Annotated in this window: 14 protein-coding genes; 1 reads left to right on the forward strand and 13 read right to left on the reverse strand. The window is 42.9% G+C overall.

Annotated elements, in window-relative coordinates; genetic code table 11:
- Nucleotides 1-912: 912 nt before the first annotated feature.
- The 13 genes from IFU39_RS05575 to IFU39_RS05635 form a co-directional block, all read right to left on the reverse strand.
- The gene (locus tag IFU39_RS05575; RefSeq protein WP_105598728.1) at nucleotides 913-1,875 is read right to left on the reverse strand and encodes a sensor domain-containing diguanylate cyclase; all 963 of its coding nucleotides are present in this window, start codon (nucleotides 1,873-1,875) and stop codon (nucleotides 913-915) included.
- A complete protein-coding gene (locus IFU39_RS05580; RefSeq protein ID WP_017688455.1) occupies nucleotides 1,868-2,503 on the reverse strand; it encodes a hypothetical protein in 636 nt (211 codons plus the stop codon). Before IFU39_RS05580 ends, IFU39_RS05575 begins: the two co-directional genes overlap by 8 nt.
- The gene (locus IFU39_RS05585; protein WP_091016260.1) at nucleotides 2,493-2,867 is read right to left on the reverse strand and encodes a response regulator transcription factor; all 375 of its coding nucleotides are present in this window, start codon (nucleotides 2,865-2,867) and stop codon (nucleotides 2,493-2,495) included. The genes IFU39_RS05580 and IFU39_RS05585 overlap by 11 nt, the downstream gene beginning before the upstream one ends.
- Nucleotides 2,868-3,149: 282 nt before the next feature.
- Nucleotides 3,150-4,052 (reverse strand): carbohydrate ABC transporter permease, encoded by a 903-nt coding sequence (locus IFU39_RS05590; RefSeq protein WP_192131613.1) that lies wholly within the window; start codon nucleotides 4,050-4,052, stop codon nucleotides 3,150-3,152.
- Between the two features lie 12 nt (nucleotides 4,053-4,064).
- Nucleotides 4,065-5,030 carry an ABC transporter permease gene (locus tag IFU39_RS05595; protein WP_017688458.1) on the reverse strand — a complete coding sequence of 322 codons (966 nt, stop codon included), beginning with the start codon at nucleotides 5,028-5,030 and terminating at the stop codon, nucleotides 4,065-4,067.
- Nucleotides 5,031-5,142: 112 nt separating this feature from the next.
- The gene (locus tag IFU39_RS05600; protein WP_091016262.1) at nucleotides 5,143-6,798 is read right to left on the reverse strand and encodes an extracellular solute-binding protein; all 1,656 of its coding nucleotides are present in this window, start codon (nucleotides 6,796-6,798) and stop codon (nucleotides 5,143-5,145) included.
- Between the two features lie 139 nt (nucleotides 6,799-6,937).
- A complete protein-coding gene (locus IFU39_RS05605) occupies nucleotides 6,938-8,479 on the reverse strand; it encodes a response regulator (protein ID WP_105598727.1) in 1,542 nt (513 codons plus the stop codon).
- A gap of 13 nt (nucleotides 8,480-8,492) precedes the next feature.
- On the reverse strand, nucleotides 8,493-10,274 hold the full coding sequence (locus IFU39_RS05610) for a sensor histidine kinase (protein WP_105598726.1): 1,782 nt from the start codon (nucleotides 10,272-10,274) through the stop codon (nucleotides 8,493-8,495).
- A gap of 4 nt (nucleotides 10,275-10,278) precedes the next feature.
- Nucleotides 10,279-11,394, reverse strand: coding sequence for a response regulator transcription factor (locus tag IFU39_RS05615; RefSeq protein WP_091016265.1), 1,116 nt, complete (start codon nucleotides 11,392-11,394; stop codon nucleotides 10,279-10,281).
- A gap of 344 nt (nucleotides 11,395-11,738) precedes the next feature.
- A complete protein-coding gene (locus IFU39_RS05620) occupies nucleotides 11,739-12,578 on the reverse strand; it encodes a formylglycine-generating enzyme family protein (RefSeq protein ID WP_105598725.1) in 840 nt (279 codons plus the stop codon).
- A gap of 133 nt (nucleotides 12,579-12,711) precedes the next feature.
- Nucleotides 12,712-13,347 carry a glycoside hydrolase family 11 protein gene (locus IFU39_RS05625; protein WP_091016268.1) on the reverse strand — a complete coding sequence of 212 codons (636 nt, stop codon included), beginning with the start codon at nucleotides 13,345-13,347 and terminating at the stop codon, nucleotides 12,712-12,714.
- Nucleotides 13,348-13,418: 71 nt separating this feature from the next.
- Nucleotides 13,419-14,192 (reverse strand): alpha/beta hydrolase, encoded by a 774-nt coding sequence (locus IFU39_RS05630; protein WP_105598724.1) that lies wholly within the window; start codon nucleotides 14,190-14,192, stop codon nucleotides 13,419-13,421.
- Between the two features lie 41 nt (nucleotides 14,193-14,233).
- The gene (locus IFU39_RS05635) at nucleotides 14,234-15,517 is read right to left on the reverse strand and encodes an SGNH/GDSL hydrolase family protein (RefSeq protein WP_091016271.1); all 1,284 of its coding nucleotides are present in this window, start codon (nucleotides 15,515-15,517) and stop codon (nucleotides 14,234-14,236) included.
- Nucleotides 15,518-15,806: 289 nt separating this feature from the next.
- Between IFU39_RS05635 and IFU39_RS05640 the strand changes: the two genes are divergently transcribed.
- Nucleotides 15,807-16,949, forward strand: coding sequence for a glycosyl hydrolase family 8 (locus IFU39_RS05640; protein WP_105598723.1), 1,143 nt, complete (start codon nucleotides 15,807-15,809; stop codon nucleotides 16,947-16,949).
- Nucleotides 16,950-17,054 lie beyond the last annotated feature (105 nt).

Genomic DNA, 17,054 nt, shown 5'->3' on the forward strand with positions numbered 1-17,054 from the left:
TAACATTGTTCCAATTTTTTTGAAATAGATTCGCTAATCTTAACCTTTTGACACCTTGCTCCGGAATTCACGAATCGCTCCTTTTCAGCTCTGCCATTCGATGTGAGTCTCTTCCTTATGACTGGATGTCTTATGATATACTTTATTAACAGGCATTTTAATGGATGGAACCATCTGGTCTTACGCTTCGTATTTTAATCCATATGGTGATGGCGTATGTATACAGTTTGATCTTCTACAAAATGTTCAAACCACGTAACCCTTCATAAAGTATGTATTCTCAGCCAGCATAGGCAAATCAATATGATCAATAGGCTTCCATATTACTTACCTTTGTTAAAGGGGGGATGATATGTTTTTCTTCTTTTTCTTTCTGTTGCTTGGAATGCTTGGTTTATTCTTTGGGGTTAGAGCACTGAGACGACCTAATTCATGGCCTTTTAATCGTACGAAGGATGAACTTCATGAATACGATATGATGGGTATCAAGTTTAGAGGTGTTTTTCTCCTTGCTTTTGGTACTGTTCTGACTATCGCCTCTTTCAGACTTCTCCTTATTTAAAATCCAAAAAAGCCGCTCGTCGGCGGCTCTCAATGGGGCCATACTTTGGTCCCTCTCAATATTGTGGTAGCAACATTAATCCTATGGTTTAATATTAGCTTGCTGACCATCAGGAGCCACCGACTTATCTTTCGTCTTCACACCTCTGCGCTTCTTGTACCCTTTAAATATGTACACTCCTTTATAAGTATTACTGGCTGAATGATTACTTCATTACTCAATAACTACTCTCTCATCTTCATATGTAAAAAAATATTATTCATAGAAAAAACGTATTTTTTCTTATGTTAATTGTATAGACAAATAAAGTTGCTATTATAGCAACTTTATTAAAAGACATTTTAGATTTCTTAAGCATCTTCAGGCTCATAAAATCCATAACCATTCTTGCCATTCTTTTTAATCTTGTACATGGCTCCATCCGCATGTCTCAGAAGTTCGGAAGGCTCCTGTCCATGCTTGGGAAATAGGCTGATACCAATACTCATCGAAAGGTTGATATAGTTTCCGGCAATTTTGAAATGGGTACTGAATGCAGCTTCCAATCTTTTGGCGATAATTTCAGCATCATGATCATCTTTCAGATGGCTTAAAATGATGAATTCGTCCCCGCCAAGCCGAGCTACAGTGTCCGCACTTGGAATTGTTTCGCTTAATCGCTTTGCCATTTCCAGCAACACTTGATCGCCAACATGGTGTCCATATGTATCATTAACTTGTTTAAACCCATCAGCATCCACAAACATGACGGCTAGTTTGCTATGGTTTCTTTGGGCATTACTGATGGCCCAGGCAAGACGGTCATTATAAGCAAGACGATTAGGCAGACCTGTAAGTGGATCATGCAAAGACAAATGCTTGCTGATTTTCTCGGAGATTTTGATTTTGGCGTACTCCGTCTCCAGCTCTTTGATCAGATTTTTAAGTTTATAGACCCTTGTATTCACGTTTGTCATATCACTGATTTGAATGAGGGCATAACTGCGATCTTCCAAATAGAGCGGGTCCACATTCATGTTTTGTCTTAATAAATGCTCATCTTCGCCTTCCTTCGGAAGAATAAAAGCCTTATGTAGAGCACTTGAGCAAAATCTGCTTTGTCCATGATACAGCGCATTTTGCAAAATATTCAAATACACATTCGACTTAAACCTTGGGCATACTTCAAGCAGATTCAAGCCAACTACTTCTTCTTTATTTTTGCCTGTAAGGCGTTCCAACCAGCCATTCCACACAACAACTTTCAATTGTCTGTCCACGATCATTATTCCCATATGGGCTTTGTTCAAAGCTTGTGAAATAAGATTATCCATTGTCCGCCTCCAACAAAGCGTCCATTTTGGCCAGCAGGCTCGATATGGAGTTCATACTTAATGCTATGACAATGATACCTGTCACATCCGTATCGGCAAGTAAAAACGAGGTATGTAAAACCAGGACATAGACTTCATTCTGAAGCAATATTTGTTGATCGGAATTGGTGACATAGATCAGTTCAATATCAGGCAGGACGTATTCCAGTTTGATCTCCAGGAAATTACCAAATTCTCCAATAATGGCGTTAAGCAGGACATTGCTAACTTCCTTCAAAACGTCCAAATCCGTGTCCATCAGGTTCGGATCGTTCGGTATAACGCTCTCACCCAGTTCTCCAAGACAGATGTTTGCCAATACTTTAGCCTGCTCAACAGGAAACATCAGAAATGCTTTCCCCTGAAATTCGTAGCCAAACTGTAAAGATGACCTAAACAGGTGACCTTCACTAAAGAAAATGTTGTATCTTCGATCTCCAGGATCAACATCGGATATGGAGATTAGTTCCACTTCCGGAATATTCAAAACGATGCGCTTGTCCACAATCTCCGACAACATGTTAGCCGCTTGTCCCACGTAAACGTTTACTAGTTCAGTAAGTAAATCCTTCTGTAAATCATTCAGCATGATAGGCCGCCTGAATCAGTTGAATCATGGTCGTTGCCTTCTCTGCGGTTAACGGTTTATTCAAAAAACCAGAAATGCCTAACATTTCAACTTCATCCCTAGTTGTCTTCTGAATATCTGCAGATAAGATAATAATTTTGACATTGCTATCCGTTTCTCGAATCATTCGAAGCATTTCTTGTCCGTTCAAACCAGGCATCAGCAGGTCGGTGGTTATAAAATCAGGTTGAAATTCCTTAAATAGGTTGTATCCTTGCTCTCCATTGTTAGCAATCTGAATCTCGCATGCTGGAATATGATCAACAATCAGCTTTGTAAGCAATTTCTGTACGAAAATGGAGTCTTCTACGATTAATACTTTCATTTTCTCTTCAGTCTCCTTGATAAAATGGTAAGAGCTCGGGATGGTCAGGCGCTGTGGACAGTTCTTGATATAGGGCTTTCGCGCGCAGTGGCACCCTGAAAAGAGACTGACTGGTGAATCAAGTAAATATAAATTATAGTAACTTTAATTTAATTGTCAACAACATTATTGAATAAGGTAGATTCGTGTGCAATTGACTTACTACCGCCCGCCGTTTAAAAAACATAAAAAAACGGTCACCTAGTGACCGTTTTTGATCGGTTATCTGGAACTGCATTAAGTTTACTCTTTTACCCCTCCAAGCTGCAAGCCATGAACGAAATACTTCTGCAAAAATGGATATACAACCAAGATGGGTAATGCGGCAACAATCGTAATCGCTGCCCGAATAGATACAGGTGTGACCATGTTACGCGCAGCGCCAAGATCTGCACCATTGGCAACGGCTGCACTGCTGTTGGAATTCATAGAAGATGATAATAGTTTCATCAACTCATATTGCAGCGTGCTCAGGTTTTGTTTGGAAGATGCATACAGAAACGTATCAAACCAAGAATTCCATTGACCGACTGCAATGAACAGTGCAACAGTAGCGAGAACCGGTTGGCACAGCGGTAGAATAATGGAAATGAATGTTCTGAAATCTCCAGCACCATCAATTTTGGCTGATTCGATCAATCCCTCGGGTAGTGTCTGGATATAAGTTCGAATAACAATCATATTAAAGGCACTGATCAGCCCAGGAATAATGTACACCAGGAAGTTGTTTAACAAATGCAAATCTTTCATTAGGAAGTAAGTTGGAATAAGACCTGCACTAAAATACATCGTAAGAACAACTGTAATGGTAATAGGCTTTCGTAATATATAATCTTTTCGGCTTAGTGTGTAAGCCAGCATGGAGGTTGAGAATAGACTTAAAACTGTCCCCAAAACCGTTCTCGCCACAGATATACCAAAGGCGCTGAAGATGGTCCCTCCTGCAAATACTGCTCTGTAGTTTTGATCTGTCCATACCCGAGGCCACAGATAAATCCCACCCCGGATGGTGTCATTACCGGCATTGAATGATACGGCGAGTGTATTCACAAACGGATACAGGGTAACAATCGCGATTGCGATCATCAGTATACCATTTAACGTATGGAAGACAATCGGTTCAAGCCGAGATTTATTGATTCCCATCTCTAGTCCCCCTTATATTAATCGGTCTTCCCCGAGCCGTTTGGAAATTGAATTCGCCGCAAAGATCAGCGTGATACTAACTACTGTTTTGAAGATACCTGCCGCAGTAGCCAAAGAATAATTCCCGATCTGTAGTCCGTATTTCAGGACAAATATATCTATCGTCTGTGACCAGTCGACAACCACACCATTACCTAACAGATACTGAACCTCGAATCCAGCTTCCAAAATCCAGCCCATATTCATGATCAGCAAAATGATAACAATGGATTTGATTCCGGGTAAGGTCACATACAGCATTTTCTTATATCGGTTCGCACCATCAATCTCTGCCGCTTCATAGAGGGAAGGATCGATAGACGTGATGGCCGCCAAATAAATAATGGCATTCCATCCAACTTCTTTCCATACATGGGATGCGCCTACAATGCCCCAGAAGTATTCTGGAACGCTAAGCCACATGATAGGTTCTTGAATGATATGCAGCTTCATGAGTACCACATTTACAATCCCACCATCTACAGATAGTGAACTTGCTACGATACCTGTCACAATAATCCATGAGAGAAAGTGAGGTAAATACGATATTGTTTGAATAGTTCGTTTATATAACTTATGTTTGATCTCATTAAGTAAAATGGCAAATATAATTGCTGTCGCAAATCCGAGCACCATATTGATGACACTCATCGCAATGGTATTACGAAGCACGTTAAGAAATGCATCGTCTGTTAACAAAAACTTAAAGTGTTTGAGCCCGACCCATTCCTGCTGGGTGAAACTCTTCGCAGGACTGTAATTCTGAAAGGCCATAACCCAGCCCCAAATGGGATAATACGAGAATACGAGAATGTACGCAACGATGGGCAATGACATGAACATGAGTTGTCTTTGTCCGCGCAATCGTTTTAACAGTGGTGCTTTGGGTACGACTGTACGGGTAGTTTGCTCTGGTATGGCTCCAGGCGTGTTCGCCATCTTTCACTCCTCCTATTGGCTTGCAGCGACTTTAAGCATGATGTCCCCGGAAGGCACTCGCCTGAGTAATCCTTTGGTTGATACCTTCCGAGAGAATCATTGCCGCATTTTTTTATTTAACAGACCAGTTCTCGATTCTCCATTTCAGTTGGTCATTAATTCGATCTTCATAGGATTTAACATCGATCTTCTTGTAAGCGTCTACATATTCAGTCCAAATGTTATCGAACTCATTCGGTTTTGACATGATTGCTTTAGGCAAGAATTTCAATGAAGTGTCTGTCATTTGTTTGTTCGCTACCGCAGCATCAGAGCCTTCTTTCAGATCGACCTGCCATGCTGGATAGTACACTGGATTTTCTGGTGCAGGAGAGAAGAAGTCACTCCACGTTTTGAAGCCGTATGCATCCAGAAGTTCTTTATCTTCCGGTTTGAGGTTGTCATAGAATTCCTCAGGTTGGTTGATCGCTCCAATTGCATTACCATCTTCAAATGTTCCTTCGAGCTTCGGTGCAGCAGCGTAGAAACCTTCAGCTTTGTTAACCAATCTCCATGCTGGATCATCCTGCTCTGTCCGTTGCTCTGGTGTACGATAGAATCTTCCCTCTTCATTCACTTGATAGTCTACACCCTCTTCACCCCATGACAAGAGCTTCTGGTACTTCTCGTCCATAAGCTTATCGAGGAATTTGATGAGTGCGACAGGGTCTTCGGCATCTTTACTGATACCAAAACCATTGTTCAAGTTAATGACCGGACGATCCAGATAATGATCTGTGATACTTGTATCATAAACAAGCGGGAAGCCTACGTATGTCTGGCCAATTTTCCCTTGTGCTACGAGTGGGTCTTCGCCAGCTTGGAAATTCCAGTGCTGGTCGAACATACTAAGCACACGTCCCGAAGAAATTTTGGCCAGATATTGATCATAGTTCTGAACAAAGGCTTCTTTATCCAGCAATCCCTCGTTATACAGATTGTTTAGTTCTTTATAATACCGTTTGGAAATATCTTTGTCGGCAAACACGGTTGCGACTCCACCGTCATCTACAACTACGCCCCCGTCATTGGGATGACCCGTGAGATGTTCAGGTGGGTTAAGCAAAGGGAACGTCCGCCAGTCTGAAGCCAATGTAGTGAAACCAATCGTCGGTTGACCATCAATAGTTGGATTCTTGGCTGCATAATCACGGATCAACTTTGTGAAATCATCCAACGTTTTAGGAGTCGGGTACCCGGCATCCTTCAGTATGGACTTTTGGATCCAGAATGCAGGACCAGAATAATAGTTACTAATGAACTCCCCTGTATACACTCCATAGTTAGGCAACCAGTAAATATGTCCGTCACTGGAATCTTTCATCCGGTTCCAGTCTTTACCGAAATGTTTCTTCAGATTAGGTGCATGCTCTTCAATGAGATCTTCGAGCGGAATAACCGCACCCGCTGAGACCAACTTGGTGTCTGCTGTGATCAGATCCGGGAAATCGCCCCCGGCAATCATAACGCCCAACTTCTGTTGAAGATCACCTACTAGAAACTCCATCTCAAGATTAACGCCGAGTTCATCCTGGATCTTCTTGTAGATTCGGTTATCTTTAGCTGGCGCCTGATTTGGCGTTCCGATAAAGGCCGTGATGTTCAGTACCTCTTTCCCATCCTTTGTAGTCGCTTTCTCATTGTCACCGCTGCATCCTGCCAGTGCCAAACTCAAAGCCAGAACGAGTGATACGGAACCCCAAAGCTTCTTTTTCTTAAGTCCCCCCATGTACTTGCCCTCCTTGGAAGTGGTATGTCTTACTGTTTTTAGTATGAAGAAATGTATGCGGTTACAAAATATATACATTTAAGGTCTACCCCCCTGTAATTGTAGGTCTTAATCAGGAGGGGTTCTTCTTTTTCATGGATCAATTCGTATACTTTTGCCTGTATTCTACTGGTTTCATGGCTGTTCGTTTTTCGAAGTGTCTGAGAAAATGCTGGTAACTGCGGTACCCTACCTGCTCTGCAATCGCACTTGATGTTTGATTTGTCTGCTTGAGCAGACACTTTGCTTCTTCCATTCTTAGATCATGTACTACCTCGATTACACCCTTACCATACTTTCGCAAAAAGGATTGCCCTAAATGGACAGGATTCACGTAGAATCGTTCTGCGAGCTCCTGGATCGTAAATGTCTCTCTGTAATGCATCTGCACATATTCAGCAACCGTCGCCTGGATGCCACCCATTTGTCTCTCCCGGAAAATTGCCAGTTCTGACTTGCATTGCAAACAGAAATGTTCCAGATTGTTAGCAACCTCTTCTATATTTCGATGGCCCTTTTCCAGAAATCCGCTCGCAAATTCATTCATTAGAGCATTAGGTTCTCCTCCTAATTCTCTACACAGGGACAGTCCGCGGAATATAATATGGGTAGAGAAAATATGTACAATCTCTGGCGCAGCCTTCATCTGTACAAACAGTTCAAAAGCACTCCAAATCGCAGACGAGAGTTCCTCCACAGAACCGTTTTCAAGCAAATCGCAAATATGGTCCACCTCTGACAGCGTTTCCGGATCAAACTGCCAATTCTCCAGCTGAATATCTTCGGCAAACAAAAGACGCTCTTGGTTAAAAAACAAATAACGCCCAACTTCCTGAGCGGAGCGGAAGGATTCAGATAAATGCTCCAATTTGTTGACCGTTAATCCAACCGCGATATGAATTTCTTCGCAGCCGTTATGTTGCATATTGTTCATCAAACGCTGTGTAAAAGCTTTAATTGCTTCAAATGTCTCATTTCTATCATTCGTTTCCTCCCCCCATACAAGTCCCAACGAGTCTCTTGTTCTGTCTATTACATAACAGCAGGTTGTTTCTTCAGCCGTTTGTTCGGCTACTGAACAGGCTTCCTGAATATCTCCCTGAAAGGCTATCCGCAGGTAAGCCCAATGTGACTTGGTTAAACGAGGAAGGATATCTGACATCTCCTCCTCCGATATATTTTGCTTATCCTTTATCAGTGCAGACAAAAACGCTTTGATCCTTTGCTCGTTTGCATGTTCCCTTATACGCTCCTGGTTTTCACGCTCCTGCAATTGCATACGGAGACGGACCAACATATCCTCTGCTTCTGTACTGTCAACCGGTTTGGTTAAATAGTTGGAGACACCTAATCGAATAGCTTGTCTGGCATAATTAAAGTCACTGTATCCACTCGTGATGACAAACAGCACAGACTCATGTTCCAATCGTCGTGCTTCTTCTACAAGTTCCAGCCCATTCATCACAGGCATACGAATGTCTGTCACCACGAGATCAGGCTGATCTTGTTCCATCATCCGAATGGCTTCCTCACCGTTGGCGCACACACCTCTGATTTCAAAACCATGCTTTTCCCAATTGATCAGAAGCTGTAACCCTTCAATGGCATACGGTTCATCATCAACTAACAGTACTTTATACATGAGAGTTTACCTCCTATTTCCTCTGTTCCAGTTTGGAGATCGGTATACGGTACCCTGCAATGGTTTCCTTTCCAGGTACACTGCTTAGATCAAATATCGCATTTCCTTCATAAAAGAGTTCCAACCTTCGATAGACGTTGCGGAGTCCAACATGCTCGCCGTTCCTGGCTCTTTCAGAACGAATATCTCTCAAAAGCTCCGTTAGTCTCCCTGCATCCATACCGATTCCATTATCGATCACCTGAATAACCAGTTCAGAAGCGTTGCGTATCGCCGTTATCTTAATCTGTCTTCCATTTTTTCGCGCCTGCAAGCCATGTTTGCATGCATTTTCAACGAGCGGTTGAATACTCATGCGGGGAATGAGCAACGAAGCAGCATCAGGATCAACCTCGAAGGTATAATTAAAAAGCTCCCCGAAGCGAAACTTCTCAATCTGGAGATAAAGATTCGTAAATTCCAGCTCTTCTTGCAAAGGAATCAGATTGTCAGAATGACTGAGCAACTGTCTCATCAGCTTGGACAGACTTTTAATAATCTCAATGACTTCCGTATATCCATTCTTTGTACTAACGACCAGCAAGGCATTCAATGTGTTAAATAAAAAATGGGGATTCATCTGACTCTGGAGCATGGACAATTCAGTCCTCACTTGATCCAGCTCCAGATCTTTTTGACGGATTTCCAGTTTATATACGTCATTAATCAGCGTATGAATTTTACCAATCATGATGTTAAATGTACGAATAAGCCCACCAATTTCGTCGCGCCCTTCGTGAATTTCAATCAGATCGAATCGTTCGTTACGAACCTTCTCCATATGTCTGGATAGCTTGCGAATCCGATAGTGATAGGAACGCAAAATAATGTAGATCAATACAGAAGGGACCACGATACTTAATGCGAGCAACCCCAGAATTGATTTAAAGGCTTCTTGTAAAAGGTGGTCAAGGTGACGCGTATCGGCAACTCCAATCAATTTCCAACCCTTTAGGTAGGCTAGATTCCCCAACGATTTTTCGAGCGTGTAAGCAGAACTGCCAGATTCCTTGAGTATTGATTCATTATCAAGGGGGGATAAGTCGGTTTCGCTGAATTCTCCACTTGAAACGACAGTTCGATTGTTGCTGTCCACCAGACGCAGCTGAAGACTGTCTGATTCACGATTTAAAATGCTATACACCCGGCTAAGTTCCAGATCAATCTTGGAATACTTGTTGTAATTGGCATAGGAAGTATAGGTATCCATTTTGCCAATTACACTGATTCTTCTTCCCGCGTTAAATCCGGATGGCTCAATATAATCAACGACAAGAATGCCTCCACTGGTGGATTTCAGCTGTTTCAATCCAGGGAGTACATTCTTGTCTTTCATTACAATATAATGACTGCCCGTCTGAATGGTATCGTTATCCGTATAGATACGCACCTCCAGAATATTCGCTGACATGTACCGTGTTAATTTATCTCGCAGGAATGCATGGTAGACGTTGTAATAATCCACGGGGGAGTGATAGGTCCGATCCAGTGCCTCATAGAGCGAATCGTCTGCTGCAATAATTCGGCTCAGGGCAACGCTCTCATCAATCATGCCTAGCAGTTCCCCCGCAGCCCTGTCGATGGATTTGCGCAGATTTTCCTGTTCTCTAATCTTGATATCCGCAGAGGTTCGTTGATAAAAGAAGATATTAATCGTTATTACAGGAAGGAGAATACTAAGTACATAAATAAGCAGAAATTTGGATCGGAGAGGAATATCATTAACCTTACGGAACATCCAGAATTTATGACGCATATGATCACCCTTGGTTTTTGTTTTTATAGACTGACGGAAGTTCCCCTGTATGCGCTCTGAACTTTTGGGTGAAATATTCAGCATCATGATATCCTAGCCTGAATGCAATGTCAGTGATCTTCATATTGGTACGTCGCAGGAGTTTACGGGCCTCCTCAACACGAAGCTGGTGCACATAGTCACTGAAACTGACCCCCATCTCCCGCTTGAACTGTTGACCCAGGTAGGCAGAATTCACGTGAATACGATTAGCTACATCTTGTAATTTAATTTTACTTCGATAGTGTTGCTTCAATTCATTCACTGCTTCTGCAACCAGTCCTCCCGTACCCGTCTTTTGCTTCGATTCAGATTGGGAAAGTTGCTTGGACAGTCGAACACACAGGTCTTGCAATGTGCCGGAAGACCAACTCGCAGCCTCATGCCATTCTTTTTCACATAGTATTTCTCTGCAACCCTCTCTTTTCCCATATTTTCGTAGCAACTCCCCATGGATATATCGAATGACATGATGTATCCATTCCAACGAAACCTCTGCTTTCTCACTCTTCTCTAACAGTCCACTCACTGCAATATCGATGGAATACGTGTTCTCTGCTTCAATCAACCCCAAGATCTCTTTGGAGATGTTCATCATTTGCTCTAAATCATATTCTTCGCTTATTCGATATTCATTAAGATGATTTTCATAGGCTTCATCTGTAACCATGACTCCATTTTGCTGTTTTTGCTCATTTCTGCGTTTGTCCAGAGGTTCAATCATTTCCATAAGGATTTGATGAATTTCCTCGGGAACAAGAGGTTTAAGCACATACTGATCGACCTGATACCGTATGGCTTGCTTCGCGTAATTAAAATCGGAGTATCCTGTAACGATAACAATTTTAGAGGTATAAGCGAGATCTTCTCGCAAGGTGTGAATCAAACCGAGACCATCCATAACAGGCATTTGAATATCAGTGACGACAAGATCCGGTTCAACCGAGTTGAACAAAGCAAGTGCTTCCTCCCCATCCGTGGCCGTCCCGCAGAGTTCATATCCACAAGCTCCCCAGTCAATCATCGTTCTCCATCCTTCTAGCATAAACGGCTCATCATCCGCGACAATGACCTTGTACATTAGCTCACCTCTCTTTTATCCTTGATCAGCTGCATGTATTTTATCTATAGGTAGATTCCAGTTGTTCTGAAAACGCTAAACAGCAGAACAACAGCAGGATTGTTGTCTGCTCGCACAACTTGTAGAATGAAATTTCTACCAGTCTCCTCGTCATTAATCAATAACATAAAAATGGTTCTATCAGACCGAACTAACTATAAGAACGCTCCGATTATAACGAAGCGCCGGGATGACAATACAAGTGTAACGCTTACATTTTGGTACAACAACCTGATAAACTATAGGTTTTCACCCGACAAATTATAGGTCGAGTTCAGAAGTAATCCACTAACAAGCAGGGCATTTTATTCTCCACGTACAATACGGAATCCTTGATCGGGACCAAAACCATTTGCATCAAATTTGCCTCGGAATGATATCTCATTGTTATTGACACCGCCAATCCAGCCTCCACCTTTCACAACTCGCCAGGATTGATCGGGACTCTCCGAATCACTGTACCAGTCCCAGCACCATTCTCTCACATTCCCAGACATATCATAGATTCCTAACTCATTCGCCTTCTGAGTTCCGACTTTTTTGGTTTGATTACGGTTGCTCTCAATAGCGGGCCAGCTCCAGTCACCCGTCAGAATGTTGTCGCCGGCATTTACCCAGTACCAAGCAACTTCATCAGGATTATTACTTCCGCTGTATGTGTAATTTAAGCTCTTTTGACCTCCGCTTGCAGCGTATTCCCATTCTGCCTCTGTGGGTAAGCGGTAACCGTTGGCGTCCTCGTTGATCGTTACAGTCCATTTTATATTGTCGTTTTCATTGTGATTATTCGTGTCCTGGTTGTCTTTATCTATATTGTAATAAGGTTTCAGGTTTTCTTTTATACTTTTTTGATTACAGTATTCCACTGCGTCATACCAGCTGACCATTTCAACAGGCAGGTCATCTCCCTTGAAGCCAGAAGGGTTTTCCCCCATAACCTCCATCCATTCTTTTTGAGTTACTTCGTATTTGCCAATATAGAAGGAATCCAGCGTTTCATTCCTATCAATCTGACTCGGCTTATTGCTCTTGAAGGCTCCCCCTTCGACGAATACCAAGTCATCGTTTAATTTGGTATTACTTACTGAACAAGCACTTAGACTAACAACTATAGCGATTAAAGTTAACCATACCAGCTTCCTCATTCAGTTATTCTCCTTTACTAAGCTTAAATCCGGCAACGTCAAGGTCCGTTAGTCTGGAGAAAAACGTTACTCAACGCTACCGGAAAATTGAATTCAAATGCAGTTGCAGAAGTTGAACTGCATCACATCATTTTTACCAAACCGTCACGTTTGCGCTTCCGCTGCTTTGATAACCTTCCGTTGCCATCACCTGATAGGACCAGCTGTTGCCTAAGTACATCCCTTTGCTCGCCCATGCATTCACATGATTACTGAACGTGATGGTAGAATTGACTCCGGTTGGTCTCTTGGACTGTCTAACACTCCAATACTGAGGGAAGGTTTGCGTACCATCAATGGAAGGTGCATTGTATCTCATCGTTGTATAGATGTCATATGTGCCACCATCACTAGTCATTGAGCCCTTGTACGTGCCAGTCGGACGATATGTTCCCCAGCTATCCACCACGTAGTATTCAATGAGTGCGCCTCTTGTCCAGCCATAGAAGGTCAGATATCCGTTACCTGATGGAGAAAATACACCAGCATTGTAATTGACTACTCGATTAGGTGTACCGTATGTCCACCCTTTCCCGACAACAAAGTTCCCGGTATTTTGCCAATTCACGCTGTAATTCCCGCCCGATCCATTCACGGCGTTGACCGTTCCTCCGCCATCTGTCCAATTTTGCCAATAATCTGTTGCTGCGCTCGATGTTGCTGCGAAGACACCAAAACTCATGGAAGCTGCAAGAACAACGGTTAACAATTTTTTGCTAAATTTGAACATAGATAATACCTCCTGATATTTTAATAGATTTGGTTGATGCTACAATCCGATATGAATGTTCGTCAGCAAATTCACTTGAAAAGACGTTGCGAAAACAGATACAGATCGTTCTTCCATACGGGCCAATCATGTCCTCCACTTTCTTCATGCCAAATGTGAGGTACTCCGTGTTGCGCCAAATATTGGTGAACCCCAAGACTAATCTCTATAAGATTGTCCTGTTCACCGCAAGAGATCCATAACAGCGAGAGTAATGAAGGCGCTTTCGAAAGATCAGGGACAAGTAGCTCCGGACTTCTGGTGTTTGGGGCTGCGGAGAAAGCACCGATCCATGAAAAATGGTCTAGATTACTTAATCCGATATTTAAGGATTGACCTCCACCCATGGATAAACCAGCAATCGCCCTTTTATCCCGGCTTTTATGCAAAGGGTAGTTCAATTCCATGTAAGGTATCAAATCGTTGAGCAGATCGGATTCAAACCGTTTAAATGCTTTGATTTTCTCAGGTTCAAACAGGTCTCCTTCAGCTCGGTCATTCGACATTGCGCGACCGTTGGGGAAAACAATAACCATCGGCTCAAGCAAGTTATCGTTGTACAGATTATCGAGAATAATTTGGGGAGAACCATGAGTATGCCATTCGGTTTCATCTCCACCAATACCATGCAAAAGAAAAAGTACAGGATACATCGTTGTCGAAGAAAATTCTGGTGGGGTGTACACCATCGCTTTACGGGAATTGCCAACCGTGGTGGAAGGATACTCTACCATCTCCATGACTCCACGTGGTATATTCTCCCGATACTGGTCATATCCCGTTACTGCTGGTGAGATCAATTCCATTCTCTTTTCCTCCGAACATATGAGTGACTATCAATCTTCAGTTAATCCACATAGCCAAAACCCAGAATAGTGAAGCATTTATGTTCATGACCTTCCGCCATTTCGATCTCTATGGAGTGCTCCCCCACATGCTCTTCGTTAAGCAGAAGTGTGGCATGGCAATGGGTCCAGTTCACTTGACGCGGATCGACTTTTTGGACGAATACCCCATCTACCTTGATATGTGCAGTTCCGAATTCATCGTTACCCGAATCCTTGAAGATCAGAATGAGGCGTTTGCACTGCAAACTTATACGAAAGCTGCTCTGATCCTCTTTTCCCTCTCCTGTACGCATCCAGTTGTTGGGGAACTGAGGTGTACCATAGTCATGAGCATCCATCTCAGCCATCTGCAGATCCGTGTCCGTTTTACAAAAAGAGCCTGCATTGATTCGGGCAATACTATTGCCGTTTTTCCGATCCAATAGCTTCACATGAACAAATTCATTTCCAATTAGCGGAGTTTTTTCAATATCATGATCTTTCTCATCCCACTCAGAACGATTCGTCACGTCGAACAAATATTCCAAACAATCGGCCATAATTCGATGCCCTATGTTAGTTGGATGATATATATCATGGAAAAATTGCTTTTTGGAAATAACGTTGCCTTCACCTTTTGTCTTGTTGAACTGATCTACGACAGCATCTTTCACACTTACCATTGGCAGATCATAATGCCAGCCTACCGGAGCGAGGCGATCCTGTAGATTCCAGTCATTTTCGAATACACTGAATAACAAGATGACCGCTGGCTTGTTATCGGCAGTAAGTGCTTTGAGTACCAGACTCTCGTAACATTTACCTTGGGTTTCATCATCTGCGTCATTGACTGCGAATTCGATTATGACAATATCCGGCTGAACGGCACCTCCCCTCAGCACATCACGATCATAACGTACAATCCCCAGTTCTGAAGGAGTTCCACCCACACCTGCTTTAATCAGATGAATCGGACTATCTTTTGAAAGCGCAAACATAAACTTGAACGACTCATACGACCGATAAGCGTAACTTTGGAGATGAATAGGTACTGCACCAGCACCATGGGTAATGGAGCCTCCAATATAAGCGATAACGACAGGTTCACCGTTTTTTGCCTTCTCAATGGCTCGTTTTAATCTGACATTATTCCCTTTGTTCAGAAGAGATCGGCCAATCATGTCGCGATATCCATGTGATTCAAAATCAATTGCGGGTTTGACTGCTGACGCTGTCACTCCGACTGGATCGCGCGGTGCAGTGAATTCCGTGTTTTCACCTGCATCTTCTGAATCCTGGAGCATAAATCACCATCACATCCTTTCGGCTAGATTCTGATCATCCTCAAACAGCATTTAAAGGATCACAGCTTGACTATGATTGGATCAAGTGTGATCCTTCCCCCAAAGTGTATCCCTTACATAATTTTACAACAACCTGACAAATTATAGGATTTCCACCACTATATCATTTTAATTCGACTACAATCACATGCAAATTAGAACACCTATAATTTTTCATGTAAACGCTTTAATTTGTATACTGTTTCCATGTTATAATTTTGAAAAACCGCATTGATGAAGGAGGAGACACATGAATATCACGGGTCAAGGCGCGTGGGATACGGGTACATATACAAATCTGTTTTCGAAGCTAGGTTACGATGAGAATGAGATCACGAACAGATTGGAAGAAACATGGAACGAGCTGTTTTATGGCGATGAAAATACTCGAATATATTACCCCATGGGTGAGGACAAGGGTTATTTGCTGGACACCGGTAATCTCGATGTTCGCTCCGAAGGCATGTCTTATGGCATGATGATGGCTGTTCAGATGGACAAAAAGGAAGAATTTAATCGAATCTGGAATTTCTCCCACACGTTTATGCAGCATACCGAGGGTCGATACAAAGATTACTTCGCTTGGCATTGCAAGCCTGACGGAACCAGACTCTCACAAGGTCCTGCTCCTGATGGTGAGGAGTTTTTTGCCATGGCGCTTTTTTTCGCCTCTAACCGCTGGGGCGATGGCGCTGAACCTTATGATTACAAGGCACAAGCCCGCAAAATCCTTCGTGCATGTATACATCAGGGCGAAGACGGCGAAGGTGACCCCATGTGGGACCCGGAAACAAAACTGATCAAATTCATTCCAGAAACACCGTTTAGCGATCCGTCCTACCATCTGCCTCATTTTTATGAACTATTCGCGAAATATGCGGATGAAGAAGATCAGGCTTTTTGGAATGAAGCGGCGGCCGCTAGTCGGGCTTACCTGCATACAGCTTGCCATCCCGTAACAGGACTTTCACCTGAATATGCGAATTATGACGGCTCTCCGGCTCCAATACAGCCACATGGGGATTTCAGGCATTTTTACAGTGATGCATATCGTACTGCTGCAAATATTGCGCTGGACTGGGAATGGTTCCGCAAGGATCACTGGCAGATCGAGCAATCCAACCGGATTCAATCCTTCTTCAGTGAGATTGAAATGTCCGATTATCGTCGTTATACAATAGAAGGTGAACCTTTCGACGAACCTTCACTGCATCCTGTAGGTTTGCTGGCTACCAATGCCATGGCTTCACTTGCTGCGGACGGTCCACATGCTGACACATTCGTTCGTAAGTTCTGGAACACACCTCTGCGTCAGGGTGAGCGACGTTATTACGACAATTGCCTGTATTTTTTCAGCATGCTGGCTCTAAGCGGAAGATATCGCATGTACTAAGGGAATGTGTACGAGCCGTTGAACCTGTCCTGTGAACGTTTGGCTTGCAGGACAGGTTCAATCACAGAATTCTAAGAAGAATGCAATGATATAACGATAATCTAT

Source organism: Paenibacillus sp. CFBP 13594, from assembly GCF_014842675.1.
In the GTDB taxonomy this organism is placed as follows: Bacteria; Bacillota; Bacilli; order Paenibacillales; family Paenibacillaceae; genus Paenibacillus; species Paenibacillus amylolyticus_B.

Excerpts from the sequence above, each read along its gene's own strand:
- IFU39_RS05615 (WP_091016265.1), bottom strand. The coding sequence starts at position 11,394 with ATGTACAAGGTCATTGTCGCGGATGATGAGCCGTTTATGCTAGAAGGA.
- IFU39_RS05575 (WP_105598728.1), bottom strand. The coding sequence starts at position 1,875 with ATGGATAATCTTATTTCACAAGCTTTGAACAAAGCCCATATGGGAATA.
- IFU39_RS05595 (WP_017688458.1), bottom strand. The coding sequence starts at position 5,030 with ATGGCGAACACGCCTGGAGCCATACCAGAGCAAACTACCCGTACAGTC.
- IFU39_RS05605 (WP_105598727.1), bottom strand. The coding sequence starts at position 8,479 with ATGTATAAAGTACTGTTAGTTGATGATGAACCGTATGCCATTGAAGGG.
- IFU39_RS05625 (WP_091016268.1), bottom strand. The coding sequence starts at position 13,347 with ATGTTCAAATTTAGCAAAAAATTGTTAACCGTTGTTCTTGCAGCTTCC.
- IFU39_RS05600 (WP_091016262.1), bottom strand. The coding sequence starts at position 6,798 with ATGGGGGGACTTAAGAAAAAGAAGCTTTGGGGTTCCGTATCACTCGTT.
- IFU39_RS05585 (WP_091016260.1), bottom strand. The coding sequence starts at position 2,867 with ATGAAAGTATTAATCGTAGAAGACTCCATTTTCGTACAGAAATTGCTT.
- IFU39_RS05630 (WP_105598724.1), bottom strand. The coding sequence starts at position 14,192 with ATGGAATTGATCTCACCAGCAGTAACGGGATATGACCAGTATCGGGAG.
- IFU39_RS05610 (WP_105598726.1), bottom strand. The coding sequence starts at position 10,274 with ATGCGTCATAAATTCTGGATGTTCCGTAAGGTTAATGATATTCCTCTC.
- IFU39_RS05635 (WP_091016271.1), bottom strand. The coding sequence starts at position 15,517 with ATGCTCCAGGATTCAGAAGATGCAGGTGAAAACACGGAATTCACTGCA.
- IFU39_RS05590 (WP_192131613.1), bottom strand. The coding sequence starts at position 4,052 with ATGGGAATCAATAAATCTCGGCTTGAACCGATTGTCTTCCATACGTTA.
- IFU39_RS05640 (WP_105598723.1), top strand. The coding sequence starts at position 15,807 with ATGAATATCACGGGTCAAGGCGCGTGGGATACGGGTACATATACAAAT.
- IFU39_RS05620 (WP_105598725.1), bottom strand. The coding sequence starts at position 12,578 with ATGAGGAAGCTGGTATGGTTAACTTTAATCGCTATAGTTGTTAGTCTA.
- IFU39_RS05580 (WP_017688455.1), bottom strand. The coding sequence starts at position 2,503 with ATGCTGAATGATTTACAGAAGGATTTACTTACTGAACTAGTAAACGTT.